Below are 26,189 nucleotides of genomic sequence, written 5' to 3'. Positions count from 1 at the left end.
AAAGAATATCCAAATTTAAAACAAGAAATAAGCCAACCTACGGTAAATTTCAAACAAATTAACAACATCATTCAACAACTAAAATCTGGATTACGAACAATACAAACTCACGTTAGTAAACATCATTTACAAAAATATTTAAACGAATATTTTTATCGATTAAATAGATCAATATATAAAGAAACAATTTTTGATAATCTAATAAAAAGAATGATAAATCACGAATGGGTAGGATGGAAATTAATTGTAGCTCCTAAGTAAGTAACTCGATAAATCTTTTTTCATTAATCGAGTGTTTTATTATTTATTATTCCTTTTTTTTAAAACAATGCCTATAAATAATTACATGTGTTTTAATTCGTCTGGAAGTTCATAAAAAGTGGGGTGTCTATAAATTTTATCATGAGCGGGGTCAAAATACATGTCATTTTGCTCAGGATTGGAAGCCGTAATTTGTGTAGATGGTACAACCCAAATACTAACACCTTCCATTCTGCGGGTATAAACATCTCTAGCATTTGCCAAAGCCATTGCAGCATCACTAGCATGAAGCGACCCACAATGACGGTGTTCTAAACCATTTTTACTTCTAATAAATACTTCCCAAAGTGGCCAATTATTCTTCATATTAATATTTTTAATGTTTTACAATTCAGGTTTTATACGACAAAAGAAAAGAAATAAGATGTTGGTTTTAAGCTAAATATGATTTAAAAACCATTGACATACTTAAAAATAGATAATCATTAAATTCTTATATTTTAATACTTGAAATTCAATACTTCATAATTCATATTTCATATTTCATATTTCATACTTCTAACCTCTAACTTTTTTTCACTATAAGCCATAGCAGCATCACGCACCCATTGTCCATCGGTGTGGGCTTTAATTCGGGCTTCGAGTCTGCTTTTGTTGCAAGGGCCATGGCCTTTTACAACTTGCCAAAATTCGTCCCAATTAATGTCGCCAAAGTCAAAATGTTGCCTTTCGTCGTTCCATTTTAAAAGAGGATCAGGAATGGTTAAACCAAGAATTTTGGCTTGAGGCACCGTTTGATCAACAAATTGTTGTCTCAATTGGTCATTAGTTTTGCGTTTCAATTTCCATTGAACCGAAAGTGCCGTATTGGGCGACTCATCGTCTTTGGGGCCAAACATCATCAGCGAAGGCCACCACCACCTGTCGAGCGACTCTTGAGCCATTTGTTTTTGAGCTTCAGTGCCATTGCAAAGCGCTAATAAAATTTCAAACCCTTGACGCTGATGAAAGCTTTCTTCTTTGCAAATGCGAACCATGGCTCTTGCATAAGGCCCATAGGAAGTACCCATTAGTGCCACTTGATTGATAATAGCTGCACCATCAACCAACCAACCAATAGAACCTATATCTGCCCATGTTAAAGTTGGATAATTAAAAATACTAGAATATTTTGCAACTCCTTGATGCAACTGGTCCAAAAGCTCGTCTCTAGAAATGCCTAACGTTTCGGTAGCACTATACAAATACAAACCATGTCCGCCTTCGTCTTGCACTTTTGCTAATAAGGCAATTTTGCGTCTTAGGGTAGGGGCTCTGGTTATCCAATTGCCTTCTGGCAACATACCTACAACTTCAGAATGTGCATGTTGAGACATTTGACGAATGTGTGTTTTTCGATATTTCTCGGGCATCCAATCTTTGGGTTCTATTTTTTCGTCTCTTGCTATTTTGGCCTCAAATTCGGCTTCCATTTTGGCTAAAGTAATTGCATTCATATCGGTTCATTTGTTTTAAATTCCAAAATCGACAACTATTTTTTTTGATGTAGGCACTGCCTGACAGCTTAATATTATTTGGTTGGCTATTTCGAATGGTTCTAAGGAATAGTTGAGTTTCATTTGAGCGGTGCCCGCCACAATTTTACATCTACAAGTACTACAAACACCACCTTTACAGGCAAAAGGCAAATCGGCTCCAGCAGCCAAAGCCGCATCCAATATAGTATCATCATCTCCATTCATGATAAAATGAAACTCTTTGCCTCCATCAATAATGGTTACTTCTGTATTTTCTGATTTTTGTTCCATTATTTGTTCAATCCTTTTTTGGTCTTGTGCTGTAATTTGGGTATTGAACAATTCAAAATGAATCGTATCCTTTGAAAGACCAGCGGCAATTAATTGATGTTGAATTAAAAAAATCATATCTTGAGGGCCACAAATAAAACAGTCATCTGTAAATGAAACATCTATTACTTTTTCTGTTATAAATGCTATTTTTTCTTCAGAAAAGCGGCCGTTCAACCATTCGGTAGGGCGGTATTCATTTGTAAGAAAATAAAAAATTTCAAATCGTTCCAAATAGCAATTTTTAAGTTGCTCGATCGTTTCTTTGAAAATAATGGAATGTACATTTTTATTAAGATAAAATAATTTAAAAGTACAATTAGGCTCAGCTTTTAAATGCGTTTTGATAATAGAAATTATTGGCGTAATACCACTTCCGGCTGCAAAAGCAATGTAATTTTTAGTTTTTTGGGTTTCTATTGGTACATTAAAATGGCCATTTGGAGGCATGACTTCTATTATATCGCCCACTTGCAGTTGGTCATTTATATAGCTCGAAAAAACACCATGCGGTACTTTTTTTACAGCAACTTGCCACAAATTCTCAAGTGGGCTCGATGACAACGAATAAGAACGACGGATTTCGGTATGGTTTATAGTAGCTTTTAGGGTAAGGTATTGCCCTTGCTTATAAGCAAATATGGATTGTAATTCGATTGGAATTTCAAAAGTGATCACTGTGCAATCTGCAGTTTCTTTGAAAAGATGCGAAACTTTTAGCGGATAAAATTTTGACATATATACCAGTTTTATTTTAACTAACAAGTGTTAGTTTGTTTGGCAAATATAATTAATTTTTTGATATAAATTTTAATTTATGAAATTATTTTAATCTTTTTTTAGGAATAATATAAAAAGTACAAATAGTAATGATATTCACACCTCAAGCAAACATTGCTTTTGTTGCAGATGCAATTATAATATTTTTTCAAAATATAAAATCATTAATCAAATTATTCCATTACAATTAAAAAATATTTTTTATAAAAATAAGACAATGTTTTTTTACTTTTGCACCATCATGGAAAAAAAAGACATTAGAAGTTTGACAAAAGAACAAATTGTAGCTTATTTTATAGCACAAGGCGAACAAGCTTTTCGAGGCAAGCAAGTATATGATTGGATTTGGAACAAAGGCGTGCATCGGTTTGATGAGATGACAAATTTGTCAAAAGCTACTCGATTATGGCTCGAAACTCATTTTGAAATCAAGCATATCAACATCAATACCATGCAAAAAAGCCTGGATGGCACTATAAAAAATGCGGTAACGTTGCACGACGGATTGATAGTAGAAAGTGTCTTAATACCTACTGATACCCGCACAACAGCTTGTGTTTCTAGCCAAGTTGGTTGTAGTTTAGATTGTAATTTTTGTGCAACTGCTCGATTAAAACGAATGAGAAATTTAGAACCAGCCGAAATTTATGATCAAGTAGTAGCCATAGACAAAGCAAGCAAAGAAACCTACAACAGACCATTGTCTAACATTGTGTTTATGGGCATGGGTGAACCCTTGATGAATTATAATAATGTAATGAAAGCTATAGAAATGATCACTTCCAACGAAGGATTGGGAATGTCTCCAAAACGCATTACGGTTTCTACATCTGGTATTCCAAAAATGATAAAAAAAATGGCCGATGAAGGTGTCAAGTTCAAACTGGCAGTTTCCTTACATACAGCTATTGAAACAGTAAGAAATCAGATTATGCCTTTTTCTGAACATTTTCCACTAAAAGAATTAAGAGATAGCTTGGTATATTGGTACAGTAAAACGAAAAGTAAAATTACTTTTGAATATGTAGTTTGGAAAGGAATAAACGATACTCCCGAAGCCATTCAAGCTCTTGTTAAATTTTGTAAACACGTACCTTGCAAAGTCAATTTGATTGAATACAACCCAATTGACGATGGTATTTTTCAGCAAGCCAATCAAGAGGCATTAGAGGCTTATATCAATGCTTTGAGCAAACACGATATTGTTGCAAAAGTCAGATACAGCAGGGGCAAAGACATCGATGCAGCCTGTGGGCAGCTGGCCAACAAAGGCTAAAAAACGTATTCCTAAATATATTCAAAATAAGCTTTCAACTAACCTTCTTTTTTTTAATAAAAAAGATGGAAAAATAATAAAATGAAAAAAATATTACTCCTGTCAGATACCCACAGTCATATTGATGAATCTATTTTAAAATACGTAAGACAATCTGACGAAGTATGGCACGCAGGCGACATTGGAAGTTTAGCTGTTACAGATGCGATCAAAAAAATAAAACCACTAATTGCCGTATATGGCAATATAGACGATGCCAAAGCCCGTATGGAGTTTCCGCTTCATCAACGATTTATGTGCGAAAAGGTATCGGTTTGGATAACACACATTGGTGGCTATCCTGGAAAATACAATCCCAATATTAGAGACATGCTGGTTCAAAACCCACCAAAATTATTTATTTGTGGACATTCTCATATATTGAAAGTAATTTTTGATAAAAAAAACCAACTGCTGCACCTCAATCCTGGTGCATGTGGCAAAAGTGGCTTTCATCAAGTACGCACCATGCTAAGATTTGTAATAGATCAGGACAAAATAAAAGATTTGGAAGTAATAGAAATCGGAACAAAATAAATGAAGTCTCAATAACCTCATTAATAGATGTTATTTAATTTGGATAAAAATGTAAATAAAAAAAACCCAAATAAAGTATTTGGGTTTTCCTTCGCACTAATAAACTAAGTTTATAGGTTTATCGCAACCGATCTACAGATTTTACAAGATCTTCGTCCTTTTTGATGGCTTTATTGGCAAAACCCAATAAAACGATAGCAACAATTGGAAGAAACATCCCAATACCTTTCTCAGAAACTTCAGAAGTTCCTCCAGATAAATTTAGCATTCGATATACCAATAATCCTAATAAAATTAAATTCAATATGATATTCAATCTGTTCAATACAAATTGAAGTTGTCTTTTTTGAAATGAAATAATACTAATAACAGACAATACAGTACTTAATCCAAATAGGCCAGTATAAAGTGAATTAGCCATAAAATATACAGGTTTGCCAGATGTAGCAATCCAAAGTGGCAGTACAAATGCCAATGCACTAGTACATAATAAGGCTAATAGTAAATATAATGTTTGAATTCTTTGAATCATTGAAAAATGGCATATAAATTATTATTGCACAAAAATAAATAATATTTTTTAAAAAAACTATTGTATTTTAAAAAATAATTGTATTATTGCACAACCAAAACGTAAGTACTTCATTCTTTGGCTTATTCACAAAATTTACCACCTACTTTTTTTATAAAATTCTATAAATTTAAAAAACATTTATGTTTGATCATACCGCATTAAAACAAATGAAGCTAACCGAGCTTCAAGAAATTGCTAAATTAGCTAAAACCATTAAGTTTGCGAATGTTAAAAAAGATACATTAATAACCATGATTTTAGACCATCAGGCCAAAACAAATCAGGATCAAAATGTTGTGTCTGAACCCGTTGCAGAAAAACCCAAGCGAAACAGAATTGTTGCACCAAAAGACGAAAAAATTCAAGCAACTCCTAAAAAAACTGCTGACAAACCCAATAAAAAACAGCATGTTGAAACAACAGTACAGCAAGAAAAAGTAGAAGACAAAGTCGATGCACCTGTAATGGATGCAACACCAATAATTGAAAATAAATCTGAAGAAATTAAAATTATTGATGCTGAAAAAACATTATTTTCAAAAGATATTAATCCTAAACCTTACATAAAACCCGCAAAATTTAAAAAAGCGGAATATGAGAAAAAATTAGCATCAAAAGGAAATAAAAGAGCACTTTTTAATAAAAAAGCTGAAAATTCAGAAATCGAAAATGCTAATGTTTCAGAAAATGATGCAATTGTTTCAGAATCGGTGGTAGTAACTGTTGCAATCGAAGAGGATTCAAAACCGAGTTTGGATTTAGAAAACCCCAACATCGATAATTTAGAAAATACTACAGCTGTTACAGAAGATCAAACCAAGCCAGAAGAATCCAATTTTAAAAAGCAACATCCTCCACACCCCAAAAATCCTAAAAATCCTAAATTCAACAACAAAAAAAATAATTTTAGAGATGCGGATTATGAGTTTGATGGCATAATTGAAAGTGAAGGCGTTTTAGAAATGATGCCAGACGGTTACGGATTTTTGCGGTCTTCAGATTATAATTATTTAGCATCGCCCGATGATATTTATTTATCAACTTCACAAATCAGATTGTTTGGTTTAAAAACAGGCGATACCGTAAAAGGTGTGGTACGACCACCTAAAGAAGGAGAAAAATTTTTTCCACTTATAAAAGTACTCAAAATTAATGGACATGAGCCACAAGTTGTTCGAGACAGGGTTTCGTTTGAGCATTTAACGCCTGTTTTTCCTACAGAAAAATTCAAACTTGCTGAAATGGGCAGTTCCGTTTCTACCCGAATTATCGATTTATTTTCGCCAATTGGCAAAGGACAAAGAGGCATGATTGTTGCACAGCCCAAAACAGGTAAAACCATGTTGCTCAAAGAAATAGCCAATGCGATTGCGGCCAATCACCCCGAAGTATATTTACTAGTTTTGCTTATAGACGAACGTCCAGAGGAGGTTACGGATATGATTAGGAATGTAAAAGGAGAAGTCATTGCCTCAACTTTTGATAGAGAACCTCAGGAACATGTAAAAATTGCAAATATCGTTTTAGAAAAAGCCAAAAGACTTGTAGAATGCGGACATGATGTGGTGGTATTATTGGATTCAATTACCAGATTGGCAAGAGCTTACAATACCGTTCAGCCTGCATCGGGCAAGGTATTGAGTGGTGGTGTAGATGCTAATGCGTTGCAAAAACCCAAAAGGTTTTTTGGTGCCGCTCGAAATATAGAAAATGGGGGGTCTCTAAGCATTATTGCTACGGCTTTAACAGAAACGGGATCGAAAATGGATGAAGTTATTTTTGAAGAATTTAAAGGAACTGGTAATATGGAATTGCAATTAGATAGAAAAATTGCTAATAAACGAATTTTTCCTGCTATCGATTTGACTTCGTCGAGTACCCGAAGAGACGACCTTTTGTTAGACACGCAAACGTTACAACGAATGTGGATTATGAGAAAATACTTGGCCGATATGAACCCTGTAGAAGCCATGGATTTTATTAATGAAAGATTTAAAGGCACTAGAAACAACGAAGAATTTTTAATATCGATGATGAATGATTAATTAAAAGTTATTCCTATTTATAAAGTTTATTAAACAAAATCTCAAAATAATTATTATTCTGAGATTTTTTTTATTTATATAAAATAGGATTATTTATTAAGTAACATGACAATACTTTATCATTTTTACAATAAAATAAGTTTTTATCTTTATTACATAAATAAAATAGAGTGAAAATTTAAATTTATTTTATAATATTTTTCAAAACAAGACTTGCTTTTTCTTTTTTATTAAAAAAAAGTACTCATTAATTTGTAACAAAATTAGCTTACAGTTGTCTTGTATGTAGTTAAAAAATAAAATATAAATTATGAAAATTAAATTATTTATCACTTGTCTTTTTAGTTGTATTTCTTTTGGTTTTGCACAAAACACTGGAAGTATAAAAGGAAAAATTATTGATAAAAACACTAAAAATGCTTTGCCTTATGTGAATATTGTTATAAAAAATGACAATAAAATTGTTACAGGAAGTGTTACCAAAGACGATGGTAGCTTTGTAATCAATCAGTTACAAGCCAAAAATTATGTTGTTGAATTTCAGTTTATTGGATACATTACTCAAACAAAGAATGTGGATTTGACAAAAGAAAGTAATTTCAATTTTGGAACCATATTTCTGGTAGAAGATGTCAAAGAATTGAAAGAAGTACAAGTAGTTGCAGAACGCTCAAGCATGGTTCAAAAAATTGATAGAAAAGTTTTTAACGTTGGAAAAGACTTGATTGCATCGGGAACCACGGCTTCTGAAATAATGAATAATGTGCCAACGGTGAGCATTGACCCGCAAACCAAAGAAATCAGTATGCGTGGCAATAGCAATGTGCGTGTGTTGGTTGACGGAAAGCCTTCCAACGTGTCTGTGGAGCAGTTATTGCAACAAATTCCATCGGCTTCTATCAAGCAAATTGAATTGATTACCAATCCTTCTGCCAAATACAATCCGGAGGGAATGAGTGGGATTATCAATATTATTTTGCATAAAAATTCGCAAGATGGTTTTAATGGATCCATAAATACTGGAGTAACTTTTGGAATTACACCAAAAACCAATTCGGCATTAAACATGAATTATCGCGTGGGGAAAGTCAATTTTTATACCAATTATGGCTTCAATCATGGTATCAATGCCAATCACGGATTTGTGAATAGCGAACGACCAACGCAAGAAAACAGACAAGATTTCAACTTTAGAGATAAAAACACTACTAATTTGATCAAGCTGGGAATGGATTATTATATCAACGACAAAAACACCTTGTCGGTATATACCAATCAAAGTTTTACCAATGGATCGGGCAATGGAAAAACAATTGTTGCTTATCAAGATGCTTTGGCAAATGGAAATACCAACCAACTTTTTTCAAGCAAAAGCAACAATAAAAATCAGACGTATGATTTGGTTTTCAAACATGATTTTGAGAAAAAAGAGGAGAATTTAGAAATACAAATGAATTTTTCGCACACAGAAGATGATGAAAATACTAATTATGATGAAACGATTTTGAGTCCATTTTTCAATTATAATCGGATTAATTTGGTAAATGGAACAACCGATTATTTTCAATTCAATACCGATTATGTAAATCCAATTTCAGCCACAGCAAAAATAGAATTAGGAGTTGAAGCACGTATTCAAAACTCTGGAAATCAATTTGATGATGTCAATCCGAGTTTTTCTAGTGCCAATAATTCATTTGATTTTGGAAGAAATATCTATTCGGCTTATACCAATTATAGCAAACAATTTGGTAAATGGAGTACACAATTGGGCGTTCGTTTAGAATATTTTGAATTGGATGCCAATTTTGCCATCAATCAAACCAATCCCAATTTTTCTGAAGTGCAAAACACCAAAGACAAATTGTTTACTGCCTATCCATCAGCATTTTTTACCTATACTATAAACGACAAAAATTCATTCAACTTCAATTATTCCAGACGAGTAGATCGCCCGAGTATCGGACAAATCAGCCCTATCAGAGAATGGACCACACCTTTGATGGAATCGAGAGGAAATCCCGACTTGGTGCCGCAATTTACCAATTCCTTTGAAGTAAATTACACCAAAGGAACTAAAATAGGCTCCATCACAAGTGGTGTTTTCTATAGATTAATCTCCGATGAAATATCCAGAACCGTTTATAACGACCCTAATAATAGCAATCGGAATATTTTGTCTTATGCCAATTTCGACAGCAACAAAGCTTACGGAGCCGAAACATCTGCCAACTTAAAGTTCACCAAATGGTGGGCAGTAAATGCGAGTGCCGACGTTTATTTTAAAACGGCAAAAGGAACCATTCAAAACGCTTCGACCAACGTTTTAGAAAATGCCGAGGTAGATATTGTAACCTTCAATACCCGAATCAACAACACCTTTACAGCATCTAAAAATTGGAGATTTCAATTGTTTGGGATGTATCGCGGAAAAGATAGAGGCTTGCAATATGACAGAAAAGCAATGTATAAAATGGATTTTGGCACCACATACAACATTTTGAAAGGAAAAGGCACCATCACCGCAAGATACAACGACGTATTTGAAAACATGCGATTTGCATTTGAGGGTAATATTCCCTACCGTCAAACAGGAGCCTTCTATTGGGAGAGTCAAACCTTCTACCTTGGCTTCAACTATGTTTTTGGTGGAGGAAAAAACCGTGCATTAGCAAGAAAACAAAGAGATGCCAACGAAACACAAGGCGGAGGCGGCATGTTCTAAGAGTATTTCGACAAAAATAACTTAAATTATTTAAAAGCGTTTTGAAGCAATTCAAGACGCTTTTTAATTTTATAGCAATTGGGAATAAAATAAATGAATTTTAATAATGTCCTAAAGCAGCAATAATTACAACCAAAGATTCTGGTTGTTCAATAATTTGATAAATCAATCGGTCTTTTTTGTTTATTCTTCTACTCCAATAACCGGATAAATGATGTTTCAAGAGTTCTGGATTTCCAATTCCTGTTGTGGGATGGATTTCGAGTTCTTTAACCCAAATTACGCATTAGAAATCTATTACAATCTAAAAATACTTCAAAATTAAGCACTTACTCCTTTTTAAAATGTTAAAATATTAATATATTCTAAAATTTTAAAAAGTCCGTGAGTACTTAATTTTCTTGTATTTTTAGATTTCATAACGAAGTCTAATGCGTAATTTGGGTTTAATCATTTTTTCTAATTTTATTATCGAAGGTTTGTCTCCAGATTTATAAATCTTTATAAAATCTTTTTTTGCTAACTCTTCTACTTCAATCCTAAACTTCCCCATAAATCATTTGCATCAATTTCCACAACATTACCGTTTTTAGCACTTTCTGCACGTTCCAAAACCATTTTTACAAATTCTGGATCATAAGTACTTTCCTCTTCTTTTTTATCTTTTTTCATTTCAAAAGAAACATTCAAAGCTTTGAAAATAGCAAGCAATGCTTTTGAAACTTTAGAATCTGCATGAACTATAAATGTATTCATAATATTTTTTTTACTTTTATCAACAATTTTAGTTTGAAATCTATTTATTTAGCACGATTTATTTCTGCTTTATATGACTTTATGACTTAATAATGTCCTAAAGCAGAAATAATTACAACCAAAGATTCTGGTTGTTCTATAATTTGATAAATCAATCGGTCTTTTTTGTTTATTCTTCTACTCCAATAACCGGATAAATGATGTTTCAAGAGTTCTGGATTTCCAATTCCTGTTGTGGGATGGATTTCGAGTTCTTTAATCATTTTTTCTAATTTTATTATCGAAGGTTTGTCTCCAGATTTATAAATCTTTATAAAATCTTTTTTTGCTAACTCCTCTACTTCAATCCTAAACTTCCCCATAAATCATTTGCATCAATTTTCACAACATTACCGTTTTTAGCACTTTCTGTACGTTCCAAAACCATTTTTACAAATTCTGGATCATAAGTGCTTTCCACTTCTTTTTTATCTTTTTTCATTTCAAAAGAAACATTCAAAGCTTTGAAAATAGCAATCAATGCTTTTGAAACTTTAGAATCTGCATGAACTATAAATGTATTCATAACTTTATAAAATTAATGATTACAAAATTACAAATTTTATTTGATATGAAAAGCAATCATTTTCAACAAAGTGCAATTAAAAAATGTGCCTGTAATGCTATCGATATTGATGATTTAAGTATATTTGTAATTCAAAAATAAATGATTAATTAAAAATATTAAAATAAAATGATCAAAAATTCCATATATAGTTGTTTATGGTGTCCAAACAATGCAATAGAAATGGCCCATTATTATGTTGATGTTTTTACAAATGCCAAAATATTATCTGAAAACCCAATGGTTGTCAATATAGAAATCAATAACACCATTTTTATGTTATTAAATGGAGCCGAAAGCCCTTTTAGTGTAGCAAATTCTTATGTAATTGAATGTGATACACAAGAAGAAATCGATCATTATTGGAACAAATTAGGCTACAAAGGGCAATATAAAAATTGTGGTTGGCTCGAAGATCAATTTGGGGTTTCTTGGCAAATTGTTCCAAAGATTTTAGGAGAATTAATGAATGATCAAACAAAATCGAGTCGAGTAATTGAGGCATTTTTAAAAATGCAAAAATTTGATATTCAACAACTTATAGATGCTTAATGTTGCATTTTTTTGAGTTGATGTTAAAAAATAGGGGAGGGCAAGACTGATTTAGATAGGTATAGCTTGTTAAAATATTGTGATTTAATTTTATTGTAAATCAAAATTGTTATTTTTGTTACAAAATTTAAAAAAATGAAAAGAAAATTATTTATTGGCATAATGAGTGTCATGATAGCAAGTTGTGCTACTACAAAATCGACTTCATCTGAAGATTATACTCAAAAATACCTTAACTCCATAACAGCATCGGAGTTAAAACAGCATTTGACCATTGTGGCATCTGACGAAATGGAAGGAAGAGATACGGGGTCTGAAGGGCAAAAAAAAGCGGGCTTGTATTTGATTGAACATTATAAAAAAAATGGCATCCCATATCCAAAAGGGGCTACCAATTATTATCAAAAAGTTCCAGCTGCCTTTATGGGAGATGGATTACCCGATTCAGAAAACATTTGGGCTTTTATTGAAGGTTCGGAAAAGCCGAATGAAATAGTAGTAATTTCTGCACATTATGACCATGTTGGGGTTCAGGGTGGCGAAATATATAATGGCGCCGATGATGATGGGTCTGGAACTGTAGCTTTGATGGAGATAGCTCAGGCTTTTCAGTTGGCAAAAAATGAGGGGCATGGGCCAAAACGTTCTGTATTAATTTTTCATGCCACCGGCGAGGAACATGGCTTGTATGGCTCGCAATATTATTCTGAAAATCCACTTTTTCCATTTGCCAATACCATAACAGATGTGAATATTGACATGATTGGTAGGAGAGACGAGTTTCATCCTAATACCAATGATTATGTTTATTTGATAGGCTCAGATTATTTGTCATCTGATTTATATACTATTTGTGAAAATGTAAATGCTAAATATATTAATACTACATTAGATTATAAATTTAATGATAAAAAAGACCCAAACCGATATTATTACCGATCAGATCATTACAATTTTGCAAAACATGGAATTCCGTCTGTGTTTTTATTTAACGGTGTGCATGAAGATTATCATAAAAAAACTGACGAAGTAAGTAAAATAGAGTTTGATGCTTTGACAAAAAGAACCAAATTAGGTTTTGCCATTGCTTGGGAGTTGGCAAACAGACCCAACCGACCTGTAGTAGATAAAAAATAAATGAAAATATTTATAAAAGAAGTTGCTTTTTAGCAGTAAATCAATGCGTTAGGGATAGAAGCGGCATCCTTTTTTTGTAGTTGGGCGGGGCTTTTTCTGCCCGGCCCAACTACAAAAAAAGATATAGCGAATAGCCCGGCCCCTTGTGGGAACGCCCAAATTATAGTTATGAAAAAATTAAATAAAATTGGACTTTTGACATTTATTGTCATGTTTATATTGTCATGTGGAGTAAAAAAAACAAGAAATATGCTTGTAAATGGTGATTATGATGCTGCAATAAGAAAATCGGTTGAGGGCTTGCGAAGCAATAAAAACAGCAAAGGCAATCAGGAATATGTATTGATTTTGGAGGAAGCATTTGCAAAGGCCAAGGAGCGGGATTTGAGAAATATTGCGACATGGAGCAAGGAACAATTACCATCTAATTATGAGAAAATATTTAATACATATAGCCTTTTAGAACAACGGCAAGAACAGATTAGACCCTTACTTCCTCTTCAAGTATTTGTAGAAAATAGAACGGCTGTTTTTGAATATGAAGATTATTCTGATGAATTGGTAACAAGTAAAAACCAATTAGTAACCTATTTGTATGATAATTCAAAGGCTTTATTGCTTACAAATGGTAAATTAAATTGCAGAAGGGCTTATGAAGATTTGAAGTATGTAAATGAATTGGTAGCAAACTACAAAGATGTGCTTGCGTTGAAGGACAAAGCATTTCAAAAAGGTTTAAATTATGTATTTGTAAGCACAAAAAATGAGACCAATATGGTGATACCGAGCCGATTGCAACAAGATTTATTGGATTTTAGTACGTATGGTTTGAATGACCAATGGACGGTGTATCATAATAATAAAACAACGGGAATAGATTATGATTATGAAATTATTGTAGGTTTTAGGAATATAATAATATCGCCAGAACAAATCAAAGAACGTGAATTTATCAAAGAAAAACAAATCAAAGATGGAGAAAAAAATGTTGTTGATACAAAGGGTAATATTGTAAAAGACAACTTTGGAAATCCAATAAAAACAGACAATATAATTACAATAAAAGCTCAAGTATATGAATACAGACAATATAAATCTGTACAGATTATGGCAAAAGTAGATTATATTGACGGTAAAAGTAAGCAGTTTTTAAAAACATTTCCTATAAGTAGCGAGTATGTTTTTGATTATATTTATGCCAATTATAATGGCGATAAACGGGCTTGTGATGATCAATATTTGACTAATTTTAATAAAAGAGCGGTTGCTTTTCCAAGCAATGAACAAATGATATATGATACAAGCGAGGATTTGAAAAGAAAATTAAAGGATATCATGAATAATTACCATTTTAGGGGGTAGATTCGTTTGATTAATTAAACTTTTAATTGTCTTTTTCCTGAAATGCTATCTATTCTATTTAATAGAAAACTTCTTACAGGAAATTTTTTTGACATTATTTTTTTAATATTTATAAAATTATCTACTATGGCTAATAGATTTTGTTCAAATAGCGGTTTATGTTTTGTATCAACTTTAGCTAATTTCAAAGCTTTTTCGTGTGAAAATGTTAATTTTTTCAATTGACTTTTACAGTTTTTGAATTTATGCAAATTATAATTTATAGAATATGTTTCTAGTAATTTTATTTTTGTAATATCTGTTTTATCAAAAAATACACCTCCAACTTGTTGATTTTCATGTATTCTATAATAAAATAATTTATTAGGAATTAATAAAAAAGCATCTTTTGATGCTGCAATAATGGCTATCCACTCATCGTGATGAAAATCTTTTACGAGAGGAATAGGTAATATTTCATTTATAAAAGAAGCTCTGATTGCCATAGAAGCTCCAGTTGCAAAATTGCCAGCATGAGTAATTATTTTAAAATAATCAAACGGTATTTTTTTTTCTTCAAAAAATTGAGGGATATCCCAAATGGCATGTTTTTCTATTACCTGGCTTTTATTATTAATACAAAAACCATTTGATGCAATTACATTTATATCTTTTTTGTTAAGAAATAAATCAATATATGTGGCTACTTTTGTGTTTACCCAAATGTCATCTTGATCAGATAAAAAAATATAATCACCAGTACATAATGAAATGGCTTTTTCAAAGTTTTTAACGCTTTTTAAATTGATTTCATTTTGAAAAAGTGTTATTAAACTTGGATTTTTCATAGCATAATTATCTATAATACTAATTGTTTTATCAGTAGAACCATCATCACAAATAATAATTTCATCAACCTTTAAAGTTTGATTTAGTATAGAGTCTAATTGTTCTTCTAAAAATAATTCGCCGTTATAGGTACAAAGTGCTACTGAAATTGTCATTTGTAAATTTTATTTTGAGCAAAAATAAATGAAAAAAATGAAAATTCTAAACATTCAAAATGAAAAAAAAATTATATTTGCTAAATAAATTGTATGTATGATTAAAAAGTTTCAAAATAGCCCTTTTTTTAAATCCCAAAATAGTATAATTACTTTATGGATCTTGTTGAGCATTTTTGCAGCTTATAAGCAATTTCAAATTAATCGTATTAATAATTATTTAATATATAAAAATGTTTACAATCATACCCTTCAACAATGGTCGTTATATGCCTCATACCCGAATGAATATTTAGACCACAATCATTATGGCCCCATTTTTAGTTTATTAATTGCCCCATTTGCTATAATGCCTGATCAGTTGGGGTGTATGCTTTGGAATGTTTTTAACGCTGTTGTGTTGGTGTATGCCATAAAACAATTGCCTTTGAATTATCAGAAAATCAATTTGATATTGTGGATATGCTGTCATGAATTTCTAACTACTTCGTTAAGTTTTCAATTTAATCCTATAATGACAGCTATTATAATTTTAAGCTTTGTGAAAATTCATCAAGAAAAAGATTTTTGGGCAGCATTTTTCATCATTTTAGGAACATTTGTTAAAATATATGGTATTGTAGGATTGGCTTTTTTCTTTTTTTCAAAAAATAAGTTAAAATTGATTCTTTCTTTGTTATTTTGGGCAATCATATTGTTTATTCTACCTATGTTTATTTCGTCTAAAGACTTTATTATACAAACGTATTTTGAATGGTTTGATAGATTAATTGTTAAAAATAGCGAGAACGCATCACTAACTTCTATGCAAGATATTTCTGTAATGGGAATGATCAAACGGGTTTTGGCTAATCCAGATATTAGTACTTTACCTATTTTAGGTTTTGGCTTATTACTATTTGGACTACCTTATTTAAAGTGGAAATCATTTTCTGACCTACAATTTAGATTGTTACTCTTGGCTTCGGTACTGCTATTTACAGTTATTTTTAGTTCAGGATCAGAATCTCCTACCTATATAATTGCTTTTTTGGGTGTAGCAATATGGTATGTAGTTCAAGAAAAACCCATTAATACTATCAGTTTATTTTTATTTATATTTGCGCTACTGCTTACAAGTTTGTCTCCATCGGATTTGTTTCCAAAATACATCAAAACACATTACGTACAACCTTATGCCTTGAAAGCATTACCTTGTTTTTTGATTTGGCTCAAAATAATAGTTGAAATGATGTTTATAAAAGAAAATAAACCTACAAATATTTTAGATAATTAATGAAAAAAAATATTACAATTGTAATCCCTTCCTATAATGAAGCTACAAATATTCCAGTAATGATTGATGCTTTGCACAAAGTATTAGAGCAATTGCCTTATTTGTATAAAATAGTATTTGTAGATGATGGTAGTTCAGATAACAGTTTGTCAATCCTCGAAAATATTTCAAAAACAGATTCTAAAGTATTTTACATTCAATTGTCAAGAAATTTCGGACATCAAAATGCTTTGAAAGCTGGTGTAGATTTTGTAAGAAACCAATCGGCTGCCATTATAACGATGGATGGCGATATGCAACATCCACCTGAATTAATTGCAAATATGCTCGAAAAATGGGAAGAACATTATGATGTAGTTTATACAATTAGAGAAGAAGATAAAGATTTGTCATGGTTTAAAAATAAAACATCCAAAGGATTTTATTCGTTAATTAACCAACTATCTGAAGTAAAAATTGAACCTGGCACGGCTGATTTTAGATTAATGGATAGAAAAGTAGCAGATGTTTTTTCAAATTTTTCTGAAAATGAGTTGTTTATTAGGGGTTTAATTTCTTGGGTTGGTTTTAAACAATTTGCCATACATTATAAACCTAATGCAAGATTTTCTGGAAAAAGTAAATATACTATTGTTAAAATGATACGATTTGCTATGCAAGGTATCACGTCATTTAGTACTAGGCCGTTGTATCTTGCTGTATTTCTTGGAGTTGTATTGTCTGCTTTTGCATTTTTATTTTTTATAATATACGTATTATATAGTGTTTATTTTGGACATGTCATTTCAGGATGGGCTTCATTAATAAGTACTGTAGTATTTTTTGGCGGATTAAATCTTATAGTTTTAGGAATTATAGGAATATATGTTGGAAAAATGTTTATTCAAAGTAAAAATAGACCTAATTATTTAATAAGTAAATCCAATTTTCAATGATATTATTAAGTTTTGATATAGAAGAATTTGATATGCCTATGGAATACGGCAAGTCGATTCCTTTTGAAGAGCAAATTTCAATTTCAAAAGCAGGAACAACAGCAATTTTAGATTTATTAGATGTACATCAAATAAAAGCTACATTTTTTTCGACTGTTGTTTTTGCAAAAAATGCTCCAGACATCATCAAAAGAATTATAGCTTCGGGTCATGAATTGGCCTCGCATACCTATTTCCATAGCGATTTTAAAGTAGCACATCTCAAAATGTCAAAGGATGAATTGGAACAATTATCTCAATCAGAAGTAATAGGATTTAGAATGCCTCGTATGTATCCTGTAGATGAAATGGAAATTTTTAAAGCAGGATACCAATATAATTCTTCTATAAATCCTACATTTTTACCAGGAAGATACAATCATTTAGACAAACCTAGAACTTATTTTATGCAATCGGACGTGCTTCAAATTCCAGCTTCTGTAAGTCCAATGATTAGATTTCCATTATTTTGGTTGAGTTTTCATAATTTACCATTATTTATTTATATATTTTTATCAAAAATAACTTTAAAAAAGGATAAATATTTGAATATATATTTTCATCCATGGGAATTTACCGATTTAGATCAACCTAAAAAATTCAATTTCCCAGGATATGTTTCCAAAAATACGGGTGCAAAAATGATAGCAAGATTTGATCAATTTATCGTGCAAATGAAACAAAAAAATTATATATTTGGAACTTTCAAAGAGTTTATAACTACAATTGACGCTAATACTATTTCAAATTGATTGATATATCTATTATTATTACAACTTATAACGCCGAAGAATGGCTACAAAAAGTACTAATTGGTTATTTGAATCAATCATTTACTAATTTTGAAATAATAATTGCAGATGACGGATCAACATCCAAAACAACATTATTAATAAAACAATTTGAAAATCAATTTAAACACCCCATTATTCATGTTTGGCAAGAAGATCAAGGGTTTCAAAAACCCAAAATATTAAATAAAGCTATTCTTAAATCTAACGCTTCTTATTTAATATTTACTGATGGAGATTGTATTCCGCACCAGCATTTTGTAAAAACACATTTTAAACAAAGAGCTGAAGGCTATTTTCTTTCTGGAGGCTATTTTAAATTGCCGCTATCTATATCAAAATTAATTAGTCCAAAAGATATAGCAACACAACGTTGTTTTGATGCTAAATGGCTGATACATAATGGATTAAAAATTAATTTTAAAATTACAAAACTGGTAAAAAACGCTTATTTTGCAGCATTTATGAATTGGATTACTCCCACTAAGCGGTCTTGGAATGGTCATAATGCTTCGGGGTGGAAGCAAGATATATTAGACATCAATGGCTTTAATCACGAGATGCAATATGGAGGTTTAGACCGAGAAATGGGGGAACGTTTATTTAATAATGGTTTGTTATCTAAACAAATTCGATACAGTGCCATTTGTATTCATTTAGAACATAAACGAGGTTATGCTAATGCTGAAACATGGAAAAAAAATAATGAAATAAGAAAATATAATAAAAAAAATAAAATAACATTTATTGAAAATGGAATTAGTAGCTTAATTTAAATAGAATAATCTTTCTTTTTTGTAAAAAATTTATAATATTGTCTTACTAAAAATAACACCAAACTGCTATTGTTTAATAAAAATAAAATTGATGTTCCAGAAAAGTAAATTCTAGAAAAAGTGGTGGTAATGAACCTGTTTCTAAACGCAAATTTGTATTTTTGTTTGATATTTTTTAACGATTTGTAAAAACTGTCGTCTATTTTCCCATTACTTTTATGTGTCAAATTAAACCCAATAACATAAGATGTAAATCCTAAAACGTCTGCAATTAAGCAAATATCGGTTCCATAAAAATGAAAACCCGATAAATTATTAGACAAAGATAAATTAGCAGCGTTTTTTACTAATATAAAATTTTCATCTACAGTTTTTACTTTTAAAGGTAAATACTTTTCTGTGATTATTCTTCCATTTCCTTGTGTGATATGGGTAGCTATCCATTTTAAATTGATGCCACCTGCATTTGATAATATAGCCCAATTCTTATCTTTAACGTCAATTTCGTCAATTAATTGATGTAAATATTGAATATCATGATCATGTAAAATAATATCTTGATGACATAAAATAACATATTTTCCTTGTGCTTCTTGCAAAAATCGATTCAATCCTTGATAAGCATCAAATGTACAACCTTGAGTATTATCTATTTTTAAAAATTCTGAATTATCTTTTGTAAAACCTTTAGCAATAAATGAATGCATCATTTCTAAATATTCACTGTTTTTTGTTACTAAAGTACAAATAGAAAAATCATATTTATATGTTTTTTCTTTAGTAATTACTTGAGTTTCTATCATATTTTGTTGCATCATTTTATAAATAATTGATTTTTCTTGCAGACATAGATTGATCAATAAATTCAATGATCTCGTTTATATTTTTTGAATCATGATTCATTTTCAATTCTCGTAATCTTTTTTGCGAAATCTTAATTTTTTTATTCATTTTTAAATAACCAAAATAACTTTTATATATCCAAAACTGACATTGAATAAACCGATTTAGAACGGTATTAATAAAAATTTGAATATTCCAAAAAATATTTTTATTTGCATAAATATGTATAGCTTGTAAGATAAAACTATTTCTATTATAAGTAATTTTGACAAAATTTGATTTATTCATTGTATTTGTAGAAGCACTCACTTTGTGGTAACATACCGATTGGTTCTCATAAATACACCGCCAACCTAGCTGCCATGCTCGTAATCCTAAATCAAAATCTTCAAAATAAAATGGGGAATATATTTCGTCGAATCCATTCAATATTTGTAATTTTTTTCTATCAATTAAAGCATTTGCACCTGATAGATATGCAGTATATACTGGTTCCGTACTTTCAGAAACAAAATAAAATTTATTCGCTTTTAGTTTACAACCTTTAAGTCTAAGGGTTCGTGCTGCATCTTCAATTTTTTTGCCATCAAAGTTCATGATCCTGCCCATAACACCAAACGTTGTTGGAAGTTCAAAATATTGAAATTGATTTTCAAAATAATCCTCTTCGAGTGCAACATCTGTGTTTAATAAAAAAATCAAATCTTTTTGTGCCTTTGCTATGCCTTTATTGCAAGTTTTTGAAAAGCCAAGGTTTTTATCATTTTTAATGATATTAATTTCAGGATATTCATTTGTTATAAAAGCGATAGATTGGTCTTTTGATGCATCATCAATCAAAATAATTTCATAATCAATTTTTGAAAAATGTAAAGCCTGAAACACACTTGGAAGATATTCTTTCAACAAATGTGCACCATTATAATTGGGCAATATTACAGATATACTTTTTTTAAGCATTTTTCAAAAATTATTGTATTCTTTTATAATTTTTATATTCAAATAAGCGAATTCCCGTTATTTCTTCAAAATAAGCTAAAAATTTTCTTCTTAAACTAATTTTATTTTTTATTTTTGTAGGATCAATTTCAAATTTCCAATTGGTTTTGTTAATTCTATCAGAAAAAACTTTTGGATGTGTCTCCTCAAAGGCTATTAAATGATCGGCATTTCCATAATCAAAGTCGGCTGCCAAAGGATAGGTTTCCGAAATCCATTCGTCGTCCGAATTATAAAAAGTATTAAAATTTCTTACTTTATTAGTCAATCCTTTAGGTGGTTTTACCCAACCATAGTGATATATATAAGCATCTATTAATTTTACTTTTATTTTTCTATTATCTAGTCTAAACCCTTGAGCATCTTTGTAAGAATGGATTCCTTTAATATTTTTAACTATTCTTATTTCTCTTCTGTACCATCTTCTTGAATGTGCAAAATAATCATAAGAACCATAAAAATGTTTATAATGAAATAATAACCCTTCTATTTTAGGATTTTTCAAACAAATTTCCATCTCTTTTTGAATGGTTGCTAAATATTTTTCATGAACACATTCATCTCCTTGTATATAAAAAGCCCAATCAACATCAGTACTTATAGCCTCAAATGCTTTATCAGTTTCTAATGCAAATACGGTTCCGCCTTCTCGCAAATTATCGTTCCATTGGGTTTGGATAATTTTAATTTTTGGATCTTTCAGACTTTGCAACAAAGCTAAAGTTTCATCATCTGAATTGCCGTGAGCTACAATAAATTCATCGCAAATGGGCAATATAGATTGTATAGCCTCTATAATCGTATAATCGTTTTTTACAGCATTTCGTATAAATGTAAATCCAGCTACTTTCATCTTTTTTTTAAACGTTGTTTTAAATAGAAATTAATCATTTGATACTAGTGCTTGATATAAATCCATCACTTGTTTTGCAATAATAGGATCGTTAAATTTTTGAACAAATTCAAAACTTTTCTCTACCATATAGGCTCTTTTTTCAGATGAGTTCCATAATTCTAATATTTTGTCCTTAATTTCATCACAATTATTTGGATCTATATATGCCGAAAATGGTCCTCCTGCTTCTGGAAAAACACCATCTTTGCTAGTGATTACTGGTACTTTTGAATACAATGCTTCAATAATTGGTATGCCAAATCCTTCAAATAATGATGGGTAAACAAACAATGTTGCCAATTGGTATAATGTTGCCAACTCCTGATGCGATAAGCCATTGATAAAAAATACTTGATCATTCATTTGATTGTCAGAAATATATTGTTCTATTTCTAAACAATATTTTGTTTTTTTTCCTAAAATCACTAATGGAATGGAAGTATCTTTTATGGCTTTTACTACCTGAAAAATGTTTTTACGAGCCTCTATTGTTCCTACATTTAAAATAAATGTTTCAGGTAAGTCTAATTTTTTTAATAATTCAATTTTTTCTGAATCAGTACTTTTTTCTTTAAATATATTATGACATCCTTGATAAATTACTTCAATTTTATTTTCTTTAATTTTAAAAAATTGCATAATATCTGATTTTGTTTGTTCAGAAATAGCAATGATTTTATCAGCATTTTGTGCTGCTTTTTTAAACTTATAGGTATATATTTTGCGGTCTATCCATTTATAAAAATGGGGATGGTGCAAAAATATTAAATCATGTATCGTAACTACGCTTTTAATGGCAGTTGATTGAAGTCCAAACGGGAGTTCTCCTGATAATCCATGATAAATATTTACATTATCGTTAATTAAATCATTAACTACAAAATATTGTCTCCATAAATTATAAAAATATTGAAATATTTTATTTTTTGGTCTTTTTTCAATACAGTTATTATTTGAATATCCAAATAAATTTTTATCACTTTTTTTAGGATTGTATAAAAAGTATGAATTATTACTATAATTTGTACTTAATATTCTAATTAAATCCCGACAATAATTGCCCAAACCAGTTTTATTATGGTAAATTCTTTTGGCTTCGTATCCAATAATGATGGGATTTTCTAAATTCATAAAAAAAATTTATAAAAAAACTAGTATCACGTTTTTTTGTAATACTAGTTTTGTTAATTAAATAGCTACATCATATTCTCTTAAAGCATCATTCAAACTTGTTTTCAAATCTGTTGATGGTTTACGTGTTCCAATGATCAAAGCACAAGGCACTTGAAATGATCCTGCTGCAAATGTTTTTGTATAACTTCCCGGTATTACTACAGATCGTTCTGGTACAAATCCTTTCATTTCTTTTGGTTCTGCACCCGTTACATCTATAATTTTTGTAGAAGCTGTAAGACAAACATTAGCCCCTAAAACCGCTTCTTTACCAACATGTACTCCCTCTACAACTATACATCTCGAACCAATAAAAGCCCCGTCTTCAATAATAACGGGGGCAGCTTGCAAGGGTTCTAATACCCCACCAATCCCAACACCACCACTTAAATGTACGTTTTTTCCTATTTGAGCACAGCTCCCAACGGTAGCCCATGTGTCCACCATAGTCCCTTCATCTACATAAGCACCAATGTTTACATAACTTGGCATTAAAATGACTCCTTTTGAAATATAGGCTCCATGTCTGGCAACCGCATTGGGAACCACTCGAATGCCTTTGGCAGCATAACCTCGTTTTAATGGCATTTTGTCATGATATTCAAATATTCCAGCTTCCAATGTTTCCATTTTTTGAATAGGAAAATACATGACAACAGCTTTTTTTACCCACTCGTTTACTTGCCACCCATTTGTTGTTGGTTCCGCAACCCTCAAGGCTCCAGAATCCAATAAATTAATTACTTCTCGTATGGTATTTTGTGTGTTTTCTTCTTGTAATAAGGCTCGGTTTTCCCAAGCATTTTCAATTATAATTTGTATATTTTTCATTGTATTGTTTGATTTTTTGGCAAATATAATGCTTTTAAAGTATTAACCAAAATTGTTTTAATAGCATCATACTTCATTTTCTTGTATTTAAGGCAATTTAATTTCATACACCTTGCCGCCTCCTTTGTTTTCATTTTCATCACACAACCACATCGTTTGATTGTCTGTAAAACAAATGGCTTCTTTTTGCGAAAAATGATTTAACTCTATCAATTTTGTTTTATTTTTCAATATGTTATCAGAAGAAAATGCTTCTAAAATCCAAATTTTATCATGTGCCAAAACTGCAATTTTTTGCTTATCTGGACTTATCGCTAAACTCGTAATGGCTCCATGCTGATACTCATTGTTTGTATAAAATTTGCCAATCAATTCGGCTTGATGGTCTCCAGCTCGATTTGGAATTTTATACACCAAGCTCATCCCATCAAACTTTTTACTCCTATTTTTTGTAAACAAATAAAAGTAACCCTCCATTTCAAAAAAACCTTCCAAATCAAACCATAAGGCTGTTTTTTTTGGCGGAAAATCAGTTTGTTCAGGATACGAAAAACCAATTCTTTCTGTATATTTTGTGCTTTTTTGGTCTAAATCGGTTGCCGCTATTTTGTATATAGCCAAATCTTTTCTTTCATTATCATTATTTCCAAAATCACCAATATATAAATTGCCCGCTGCATCTTTTGTAATATCTTCCCAATCGGTATTTTCTAAATTTGTAATTTCAATTTCATGCACTTTTTTGCCATTTTTATCTATACTTGTCAAAGCATTTGGATTGCCACTATCTTCTAATGTCCACAATACTTGCCGTTTGTCGTCATAAATCATGCCCGAAACTTCTTTTAATTTTTTCGGCAATGTAAACACTTCTTGAATCACTTCTTTTTTTGATTCACAGCCCATGAAAACAAAAGCAATAAATATAATCTTTTTCATAAATTTAATATATATGTATTATTTATTTTAATAAAATATTAATATTGTTAAAATTTCTTGTAATATATTCAAATGCAGCCGACATCAAATTTCCCATAGATTGGGCTTTTTTAAAATTCAAATCATTGGTATAACTATAAATTTCCATTTGCAACCGTTCCAAATGACTTTTTGGAGCAATCTCATCTTTTCCCATAATTCGTAATAAATTTTTTATTCTATGTTCTGCCGTAAGTATTCTTTTAGCTAAAACTGCTCTTTCTTCATTTTTATATTGCTCTATCGAGCTATCTTGCAGTTTTTCTTTAACCATTTTTACCATCGGATAATTTTCCTTAAAAAATTGCGGCCTGTATATCTTAAAACTGCCTTCATACGATTGCTGGTCAAAATCGATGGCCCTTATTTTATAAACCACATGATCAAAATCATGTATGGGAATAATCACATAATTATAAGCCCGCATATCGCCAAGAAGTCTAATCATACATCTTTCGTTAAACTTTACAAATTCTTTTGCAATTTGAGATTTTTCTGTTTCTGTACACTGATCCAACAAGGTACTAATAAACACATCTCCAGGAATTCCCAAGATATGTTCCTCTATCAATGTATCTTTATATAACAAAAAATTGATTTTATCGGCAGATAATATATGTTCTAATTCCAACCCATAAACACGAGAGGCATCGGCTTTTTTAACATAAAAATACGTATAATTATCATTCAAAATATTTCGTACTTTTATACGAAATGGTTTCGAATTGCCAAACGTACAAAAATCAATTGCATCTATATTTAAAAACTTCAAAATATCATTGTTCCCATCCGAATGCAGCAAAGAGTAAATTTTTTTTAAAGTCAAATCTATTTCATCTCTTTCAAATTCATTATAATATACATGAATCCATAGCGTATCCTTGTCATTTTTGTCAAAAACACTTATAGCCCCCGAAAATCTTAGCAAATCATCATACGAAATCGATACCTTCGAAACCCTATCATATCGTTCCAAATAACCCATCAAATCCAAATTTACAGGATAAGTTGGCTTTTTAAAAAGCACTTCTGCTTCACTCATTATTATTTTGTTTTTCACAAAAATATACATTTTTTTCAAAAAAACACCATTCCTCAAAAAAAATTAACCATTTTATTGAAATATTCTAAACAAAAATGTTCAATAGGGGCGTGCCATCAAAACAAGGCAGGCC

The 26,189-nt window shown here is 30.7% G+C and carries 29 protein-coding genes; 13 read left to right on the top strand and 16 right to left on the bottom strand.

What is annotated here, in order from left to right; genetic code table 11:
- On the top strand, window positions 1-261 hold a 261-nt coding region (locus B0A58_RS15020), incomplete at its 5' end, for a transposase (protein WP_165766361.1).
- A gap of 81 nt (window positions 262-342) precedes the next feature.
- Here B0A58_RS15020 and paaB read toward each other — a convergent pair.
- The 3 genes from paaB to B0A58_RS17040 all read right to left on the bottom strand — a co-directional run bounded on the left by paaB (window position 343) and on the right by B0A58_RS17040 (window position 2,846).
- On the bottom strand, window positions 343-627 hold the full coding sequence (gene paaB, locus B0A58_RS15015; RefSeq protein WP_014084041.1) for a 1,2-phenylacetyl-CoA epoxidase subunit PaaB: 285 nt from the start codon (window positions 625-627) through the stop codon (window positions 343-345).
- A 170-nt stretch (window positions 628-797) separates the two neighbouring features.
- Entirely contained in the window at window positions 798-1,757 is a 960-nt protein-coding gene (gene paaA, locus B0A58_RS15010) for a 1,2-phenylacetyl-CoA epoxidase subunit PaaA (protein WP_089081719.1), read from the bottom strand.
- Window positions 1,758-1,772: 15 nt separating this feature from the next.
- Window positions 1,773-2,846, bottom strand: a complete 1,074-nt coding sequence (locus B0A58_RS17040; protein WP_089081718.1) for a 2Fe-2S iron-sulfur cluster-binding protein — start codon at window positions 2,844-2,846, stop codon at window positions 1,773-1,775.
- Window positions 2,847-3,129: 283 nt separating this feature from the next.
- Between B0A58_RS17040 and rlmN the strand changes: the two genes are divergently transcribed.
- Together rlmN and B0A58_RS14995 are read left to right on the top strand one after the other, a co-directional pair.
- Window positions 3,130-4,164, top strand: coding sequence for a 23S rRNA (adenine(2503)-C(2))-methyltransferase RlmN (gene rlmN, locus B0A58_RS15000; protein ID WP_089081717.1), 1,035 nt, complete (start codon window positions 3,130-3,132; stop codon window positions 4,162-4,164).
- 81 nt (window positions 4,165-4,245) lie between these two features.
- Entirely contained in the window at window positions 4,246-4,740 is a 495-nt protein-coding gene (locus B0A58_RS14995) for a metallophosphoesterase family protein (RefSeq protein ID WP_089081716.1), read from the top strand.
- Between the two features lie 118 nt (window positions 4,741-4,858).
- On the opposite strand, the gene B0A58_RS14990 is transcribed toward B0A58_RS14995, so the two are convergent.
- The gene (locus B0A58_RS14990) at window positions 4,859-5,272 is read right to left on the bottom strand and encodes a DUF4293 family protein (RefSeq protein ID WP_014084046.1); all 414 of its coding nucleotides are present in this window, start codon (window positions 5,270-5,272) and stop codon (window positions 4,859-4,861) included.
- Between the two features lie 182 nt (window positions 5,273-5,454).
- Between B0A58_RS14990 and rho the strand changes: the two genes are divergently transcribed.
- Together rho and B0A58_RS14980 are read left to right on the top strand one after the other, a co-directional pair.
- Window positions 5,455-7,359, top strand: coding sequence for a transcription termination factor Rho (gene rho / locus B0A58_RS14985; RefSeq protein WP_089081715.1), 1,905 nt, complete (start codon window positions 5,455-5,457; stop codon window positions 7,357-7,359).
- A gap of 310 nt (window positions 7,360-7,669) precedes the next feature.
- Window positions 7,670-10,084 (top strand): TonB-dependent receptor domain-containing protein, encoded by a 2,415-nt coding sequence (locus B0A58_RS14980; protein WP_089081714.1) that lies wholly within the window; start codon window positions 7,670-7,672, stop codon window positions 10,082-10,084.
- A gap of 100 nt (window positions 10,085-10,184) precedes the next feature.
- Here B0A58_RS14980 and B0A58_RS14975 read toward each other — a convergent pair whose 3' ends face one another.
- From B0A58_RS14975 to B0A58_RS14960, 4 genes are all read right to left on the bottom strand, one after another.
- Window positions 10,185-10,364, bottom strand: a complete 180-nt coding sequence (locus B0A58_RS14975; protein ID WP_089081713.1) for a Txe/YoeB family addiction module toxin — start codon at window positions 10,362-10,364, stop codon at window positions 10,185-10,187.
- Between the two features lie 248 nt (window positions 10,365-10,612).
- The gene (locus tag B0A58_RS14970; RefSeq protein ID WP_089081712.1) at window positions 10,613-10,840 is read right to left on the bottom strand and encodes a DUF2683 family protein; all 228 of its coding nucleotides are present in this window, start codon (window positions 10,838-10,840) and stop codon (window positions 10,613-10,615) included.
- Between the two features lie 86 nt (window positions 10,841-10,926).
- Window positions 10,927-11,202 carry a Txe/YoeB family addiction module toxin gene (locus tag B0A58_RS14965; RefSeq protein WP_089081711.1) on the bottom strand — a complete coding sequence of 92 codons (276 nt, stop codon included), beginning with the start codon at window positions 11,200-11,202 and terminating at the stop codon, window positions 10,927-10,929.
- Window positions 11,178-11,405, bottom strand: a complete 228-nt coding sequence (locus B0A58_RS14960) for a DUF2683 family protein (RefSeq protein ID WP_089081710.1) — start codon at window positions 11,403-11,405, stop codon at window positions 11,178-11,180. Before B0A58_RS14960 ends, B0A58_RS14965 begins: the two co-directional genes overlap by 25 nt.
- A 15-nt stretch (window positions 11,406-11,420) precedes the next feature.
- Here B0A58_RS14960 and B0A58_RS17005 point away from each other — a divergent pair, with 15 nt between their 5' ends.
- The 4 genes from B0A58_RS17005 (at window position 11,421) to B0A58_RS14940 (ending at window position 14,495) form a co-directional block, all read left to right on the top strand.
- On the top strand, window positions 11,421-11,546 hold the full coding sequence (locus B0A58_RS17005; protein WP_260439144.1) for a hypothetical protein: 126 nt from the start codon (window positions 11,421-11,423) through the stop codon (window positions 11,544-11,546).
- 27 nt (window positions 11,547-11,573) lie between these two features.
- Window positions 11,574-11,996, top strand: coding sequence for a VOC family protein (locus B0A58_RS14955; RefSeq protein ID WP_089081709.1), 423 nt, complete (start codon window positions 11,574-11,576; stop codon window positions 11,994-11,996).
- A gap of 135 nt (window positions 11,997-12,131) precedes the next feature.
- Window positions 12,132-13,133 carry a M28 family peptidase gene (locus B0A58_RS14950; RefSeq protein WP_089081708.1) on the top strand — a complete coding sequence of 334 codons (1,002 nt, stop codon included), beginning with the start codon at window positions 12,132-12,134 and terminating at the stop codon, window positions 13,131-13,133.
- A 168-nt stretch (window positions 13,134-13,301) separates the two neighbouring features.
- Entirely contained in the window at window positions 13,302-14,495 is a 1,194-nt protein-coding gene (locus tag B0A58_RS14940; protein WP_089081706.1) for a hypothetical protein, read from the top strand.
- A 14-nt stretch (window positions 14,496-14,509) separates the two neighbouring features.
- On the opposite strand, the gene B0A58_RS14935 is transcribed toward B0A58_RS14940, so the two are convergent.
- Window positions 14,510-15,478: a glycosyltransferase family 2 protein gene (locus B0A58_RS14935; RefSeq protein ID WP_089081705.1), complete on the bottom strand. Its 969-nt coding sequence runs from the start codon at window positions 15,476-15,478 to the stop codon at window positions 14,510-14,512.
- Window positions 15,479-15,575: 97 nt separating this feature from the next.
- On the opposite strand from B0A58_RS14935, the gene B0A58_RS14930 reads away from it, so the two are divergent.
- From B0A58_RS14930 to B0A58_RS14915, 4 genes are read left to right on the top strand one after another with little or no spacing between them, the layout of a single operon-like run.
- Complete coding sequence (locus B0A58_RS14930) at window positions 15,576-16,754, top strand: glycosyltransferase family 87 protein (protein ID WP_089081704.1); 1,179 nt, start codon at window positions 15,576-15,578, stop codon at window positions 16,752-16,754.
- Window positions 16,754-17,689: a glycosyltransferase family 2 protein gene (locus tag B0A58_RS14925; protein ID WP_014084058.1), complete on the top strand. Its 936-nt coding sequence runs from the start codon at window positions 16,754-16,756 to the stop codon at window positions 17,687-17,689. Before B0A58_RS14930 ends, B0A58_RS14925 begins: the two co-directional genes overlap by 1 nt.
- The gene (locus B0A58_RS14920) at window positions 17,686-18,480 is read left to right on the top strand and encodes a polysaccharide deacetylase family protein (RefSeq protein ID WP_089081703.1); all 795 of its coding nucleotides are present in this window, start codon (window positions 17,686-17,688) and stop codon (window positions 18,478-18,480) included. Before B0A58_RS14925 ends, B0A58_RS14920 begins: the two co-directional genes overlap by 4 nt.
- Window positions 18,477-19,295: a glycosyltransferase family 2 protein gene (locus tag B0A58_RS14915; protein ID WP_089081702.1), complete on the top strand. Its 819-nt coding sequence runs from the start codon at window positions 18,477-18,479 to the stop codon at window positions 19,293-19,295. The genes B0A58_RS14920 and B0A58_RS14915 overlap by 4 nt, the downstream gene beginning before the upstream one ends.
- Here the strand turns inward: B0A58_RS14915 and B0A58_RS14910 are convergent.
- The 7 genes from B0A58_RS14910 to B0A58_RS14880 all read right to left on the bottom strand — a co-directional run bounded on the left by B0A58_RS14910 (window position 19,292) and on the right by B0A58_RS14880 (window position 26,056).
- Complete coding sequence (locus B0A58_RS14910) at window positions 19,292-20,113, bottom strand: hypothetical protein (protein ID WP_089081701.1); 822 nt, start codon at window positions 20,111-20,113, stop codon at window positions 19,292-19,294. The two genes, B0A58_RS14915 and B0A58_RS14910, sit on opposite strands and share 4 nt — an antisense overlap.
- A gap of 1 nt (window position 20,114) precedes the next feature.
- On the bottom strand, window positions 20,115-21,098 hold the full coding sequence (locus B0A58_RS14905; RefSeq protein ID WP_089081700.1) for a glycosyltransferase family 2 protein: 984 nt from the start codon (window positions 21,096-21,098) through the stop codon (window positions 20,115-20,117).
- 10 nt (window positions 21,099-21,108) lie between these two features.
- Complete coding sequence (locus B0A58_RS14900; RefSeq protein WP_089081699.1) at window positions 21,109-21,990, bottom strand: glycosyl transferase; 882 nt, start codon at window positions 21,988-21,990, stop codon at window positions 21,109-21,111.
- Between the two features lie 30 nt (window positions 21,991-22,020).
- Window positions 22,021-23,163, bottom strand: a complete 1,143-nt coding sequence (locus B0A58_RS14895) for a glycosyltransferase family 4 protein (protein ID WP_089081698.1) — start codon at window positions 23,161-23,163, stop codon at window positions 22,021-22,023.
- A 57-nt stretch (window positions 23,164-23,220) separates the two neighbouring features.
- Window positions 23,221-24,036, bottom strand: coding sequence for a 2,3,4,5-tetrahydropyridine-2,6-dicarboxylate N-succinyltransferase (locus B0A58_RS14890; protein WP_014084065.1), 816 nt, complete (start codon window positions 24,034-24,036; stop codon window positions 23,221-23,223).
- Window positions 24,037-24,123: 87 nt separating this feature from the next.
- Complete coding sequence (locus tag B0A58_RS14885; protein ID WP_089081697.1) at window positions 24,124-24,975, bottom strand: hypothetical protein; 852 nt, start codon at window positions 24,973-24,975, stop codon at window positions 24,124-24,126.
- Between the two features lie 22 nt (window positions 24,976-24,997).
- Complete coding sequence (locus B0A58_RS14880; protein ID WP_089081720.1) at window positions 24,998-26,056, bottom strand: hypothetical protein; 1,059 nt, start codon at window positions 26,054-26,056, stop codon at window positions 24,998-25,000.
- Window positions 26,057-26,189 lie beyond the last annotated feature (133 nt).

Source organism: Flavobacterium branchiophilum NBRC 15030 = ATCC 35035, assembly GCF_002217205.1.
Taxonomy (GTDB): Bacteria; Bacteroidota; Bacteroidia; order Flavobacteriales; family Flavobacteriaceae; genus Flavobacterium; species Flavobacterium branchiophilum.
Note: the sequence above shows the minus strand (reverse complement) of the source record. Positions and strands in the feature narration are given on the sequence as shown.

Excerpts from the sequence above, each read along its gene's own strand:
- B0A58_RS14920 (WP_089081703.1), top strand. The coding sequence starts at position 17,686 with ATGATATTATTAAGTTTTGATATAGAAGAATTTGATATGCCTATGGAA.
- B0A58_RS14940 (WP_089081706.1), top strand. The coding sequence starts at position 13,302 with ATGAAAAAATTAAATAAAATTGGACTTTTGACATTTATTGTCATGTTT.
- B0A58_RS14925 (WP_014084058.1), top strand. The coding sequence starts at position 16,754 with ATGAAAAAAAATATTACAATTGTAATCCCTTCCTATAATGAAGCTACA.
- B0A58_RS14910 (WP_089081701.1), bottom strand. The coding sequence starts at position 20,113 with ATGATGCAACAAAATATGATAGAAACTCAAGTAATTACTAAAGAAAAA.
- B0A58_RS14930 (WP_089081704.1), top strand. The coding sequence starts at position 15,576 with ATGATTAAAAAGTTTCAAAATAGCCCTTTTTTTAAATCCCAAAATAGT.
- B0A58_RS14980 (WP_089081714.1), top strand. The coding sequence starts at position 7,670 with ATGAAAATTAAATTATTTATCACTTGTCTTTTTAGTTGTATTTCTTTT.
- B0A58_RS14895 (WP_089081698.1), bottom strand. The coding sequence starts at position 23,163 with ATGAATTTAGAAAATCCCATCATTATTGGATACGAAGCCAAAAGAATT.
- B0A58_RS14905 (WP_089081700.1), bottom strand. The coding sequence starts at position 21,098 with ATGCTTAAAAAAAGTATATCTGTAATATTGCCCAATTATAATGGTGCA.
- B0A58_RS14885 (WP_089081697.1), bottom strand. The coding sequence starts at position 24,975 with ATGAAAAAGATTATATTTATTGCTTTTGTTTTCATGGGCTGTGAATCA.
- rho (WP_089081715.1), top strand. The coding sequence starts at position 5,455 with ATGTTTGATCATACCGCATTAAAACAAATGAAGCTAACCGAGCTTCAA.
- B0A58_RS14900 (WP_089081699.1), bottom strand. The coding sequence starts at position 21,990 with ATGAAAGTAGCTGGATTTACATTTATACGAAATGCTGTAAAAAACGAT.
- paaA (WP_089081719.1), bottom strand. The coding sequence starts at position 1,757 with ATGAATGCAATTACTTTAGCCAAAATGGAAGCCGAATTTGAGGCCAAA.
- B0A58_RS14970 (WP_089081712.1), bottom strand. The coding sequence starts at position 10,840 with ATGAATACATTTATAGTTCATGCAGATTCTAAAGTTTCAAAAGCATTG.
- B0A58_RS17040 (WP_089081718.1), bottom strand. The coding sequence starts at position 2,846 with ATGTCAAAATTTTATCCGCTAAAAGTTTCGCATCTTTTCAAAGAAACT.
- B0A58_RS14950 (WP_089081708.1), top strand. The coding sequence starts at position 12,132 with ATGAAAAGAAAATTATTTATTGGCATAATGAGTGTCATGATAGCAAGT.
- B0A58_RS14960 (WP_089081710.1), bottom strand. The coding sequence starts at position 11,405 with ATGAATACATTTATAGTTCATGCAGATTCTAAAGTTTCAAAAGCATTG.
- B0A58_RS17005 (WP_260439144.1), top strand. The coding sequence starts at position 11,421 with ATGATTACAAAATTACAAATTTTATTTGATATGAAAAGCAATCATTTT.
- B0A58_RS14990 (WP_014084046.1), bottom strand. The coding sequence starts at position 5,272 with ATGATTCAAAGAATTCAAACATTATATTTACTATTAGCCTTATTATGT.
- B0A58_RS14890 (WP_014084065.1), bottom strand. The coding sequence starts at position 24,036 with ATGAAAAATATACAAATTATAATTGAAAATGCTTGGGAAAACCGAGCC.
- B0A58_RS14965 (WP_089081711.1), bottom strand. The coding sequence starts at position 11,202 with ATGGGGAAGTTTAGGATTGAAGTAGAGGAGTTAGCAAAAAAAGATTTT.
- B0A58_RS14935 (WP_089081705.1), bottom strand. The coding sequence starts at position 15,478 with ATGACAATTTCAGTAGCACTTTGTACCTATAACGGCGAATTATTTTTA.
- B0A58_RS14955 (WP_089081709.1), top strand. The coding sequence starts at position 11,574 with ATGATCAAAAATTCCATATATAGTTGTTTATGGTGTCCAAACAATGCA.
- B0A58_RS14880 (WP_089081720.1), bottom strand. The coding sequence starts at position 26,056 with ATGAGTGAAGCAGAAGTGCTTTTTAAAAAGCCAACTTATCCTGTAAAT.
- rlmN (WP_089081717.1), top strand. The coding sequence starts at position 3,130 with ATGGAAAAAAAAGACATTAGAAGTTTGACAAAAGAACAAATTGTAGCT.
- paaB (WP_014084041.1), bottom strand. The coding sequence starts at position 627 with ATGAAGAATAATTGGCCACTTTGGGAAGTATTTATTAGAAGTAAAAAT.
- B0A58_RS14995 (WP_089081716.1), top strand. The coding sequence starts at position 4,246 with ATGAAAAAAATATTACTCCTGTCAGATACCCACAGTCATATTGATGAA.